Source organism: Kitasatospora sp. NPDC093558 (assembly GCF_040683475.1).
Lineage (GTDB): Bacteria > Actinomycetota > Actinomycetes > Streptomycetales > Streptomycetaceae > Kitasatospora.
In genome coordinates this window covers 1-1,973 of sequence record NZ_JBFBDY010000953.1, presented here as the reverse complement: position 1 = coordinate 1,973, position 1,973 = coordinate 1, and the positions used below count along the sequence as shown (strand labels likewise).

Genomic DNA, 1,973 nt, shown 5'->3' with positions numbered 1-1,973 from the left:
CGGGTGCCCCGGGCCCCCGGGCGCGGGCGCAGTGGGCCCGGCCCGCCCCCGGTTCGCCGCCTGAGGTGTACGTCGTGCTGTCCGCGCCCCCCCCCCCGCTTCCGCACGCCGTGGCGAGGCCGTCGCGGCCCGTCCTGGAGCGGATGACGCGCACCCGGCGTTCCCCCCGGACACCCGCTGAGACAAGAGTCACCAGGCCCGTCCGGGCCCTTGGGAACCGGACGGGGGCGAGCTACGGTCGTATGAGTGGGCGCGACCGTGCGCCCTCACAACGAGCAGGCGGGTTGCCCACCCACCGTGTGCTCCCGATAGCATCCACCGGGACAGCAGCCGTCCCTCTCTTACCCGATCCCGCGGTGGCCCCCGTCCAGCGGCCATGATCCCCCGCGACAAAGGTCTTCGATGCCCATCAGCCCGTCCCCTCACACCTCCGTCACGGACCGCGATGCCCTCGCAGCCACGACGGCCGGTCGGCGACCCCGCGTGACCATCGCGCGCGGAGCCACCCCCTGGTTCGTCCCCACCCTCGCCACGGCCGCCGTGACCACCGCCCTCACCCGGCGCAGCGGCAAGTGGGCCCTGGCGGCGGTACCGGCCTGCGCGCTCGGCGCGGGCATGCTGTGGTTCTTCCGCGACCCCGAGCGTGAGATCGGCACCGGCAGAGTGATCTCCCCGGCCGACGGCGTGGTGCAGAGCATCGACGCCTGGCCGGACGGCCGCACCCGGGTCGCCATCTTCATGAGCCCGCTCAACGTCCACGTCAACCGCGCGCCGCTGCCCGGCACGGTGACGTCGGTCGAGCACGTCGCGGGCGGGTTCGTGCCCGCGTTCAACAAGGACAGCGACCAGAACGAGCGGGTCGTCTGGCACTTCGACACCGAGCTCGGCGACATCGAGATGGTGCAGATCGCGGGGGCCGTGGCCCGCCGCATCGTGCCCTACGTCGACGCCGGCACCAAGGTCGCCCAGGGCGACCGGATCGGCCTGATCCGGTTCGGCTCCCGGGTCGACACCTACCTGCCGGCCGGCGTCGAGGTCGGCGTCGAGGTCGGCCAGAAGACCACAGCCGGGGTGACACGCCTTGACCGTGACTGATCCTGAGACGATCGTCGGCCTGGACGACGAGGAGACGGCGCTGCGCCGTCGCCGCTGGGCACGCGACCGCGAGCTCCGCGCGCCGCGCTCGCCGCAGCACCTGTCCACCGCCGACTTCCTGACCCTGGGGAACGCCGTCTGCGGCTTCCTGGCGATCTACTCGATCACCACCGGGGTCCTGATCCCGCACATCACCAACCCGGACGTCGCTCCGGACCGGCACAGCGCCGCCACCGCGGTGACGCTGCTGCTGATCGGCTCGATGTGCGACCTCTTCGACGGCCTGGTGGCGCGCAAGCTGCGCTCCTCCGCCCTGGGCGCCGAACTCGACAACCTGGCCGACCTGATCAGCTTCGGCATCGCGCCGGCCTACTTCGTCGCGGTCTGGGGCATGGTCTCGCAGGGCTCCAACCGGACGCTGTCGGCGCTGATCGCGCTGACGGTGCTGCTCGCGGTGGTCCTGCGGCTGGCCCGCTTCTCGGCCGTGAAGATGCGGCCCGGGGTGTTCCAGGGCATGCCCTGCCCGATGGGCGCCATGACGGTCATCGCGATCGTGCTGCTCGACCCGCCGTTCCTGCCCGGTCTGCTCGCCATCTTCGGCGCCGCGTACCTGATGGTCAGCCGGATCGAGTACCCGAAGCCGCAGGGCCTGCTGGCCACCGCCACGCTCTGCTGGATCGTGGTCTCCATCGGCTGCCTGGCCGCGTGGGCCACCGGCCTGCCGGGCGGCAACGCGCTCCTGCACGTCGGCGCCTTCGCCCAGATCGCGCTCGCGGCCATGGCGCCGCTGCTGGTCATCCGGCGCAAGGTCGGCCAGAAGGTCGGCGACGTCCGCGCCCGGCGGGCGGAGTCGCGGCTCGGCTGAGCCCGCTCGAGCA

Annotated in this window: 2 protein-coding genes; both read left to right on the top strand. The window is 72.8% G+C overall.

The window, feature by feature from the left end; all coding sequences use genetic code 11:
- Positions 1-402: 402 nt before the first annotated feature.
- Positions 403-1,095: a phosphatidylserine decarboxylase gene (locus AB0O00_RS37330; RefSeq protein WP_329926306.1), complete on the top strand. Its 693-nt coding sequence runs from the start codon at positions 403-405 to the stop codon at positions 1,093-1,095.
- 40 nt (positions 1,096-1,135) lie between these two features.
- A complete protein-coding gene (locus tag AB0O00_RS37325; RefSeq protein ID WP_363659138.1) occupies positions 1,136-1,960 on the top strand; it encodes a CDP-alcohol phosphatidyltransferase family protein in 825 nt (274 codons plus the stop codon).
- Positions 1,961-1,973 lie beyond the last annotated feature (13 nt).

Bases quoted from the DNA above. Each gene is read 5' to 3' on its own strand.
- AB0O00_RS37330 (WP_329926306.1), top strand. From the start codon at position 403: ATGCCCATCAGCCCGTCCCCTCACACCTCCGTCACGGACCGCGATGCC.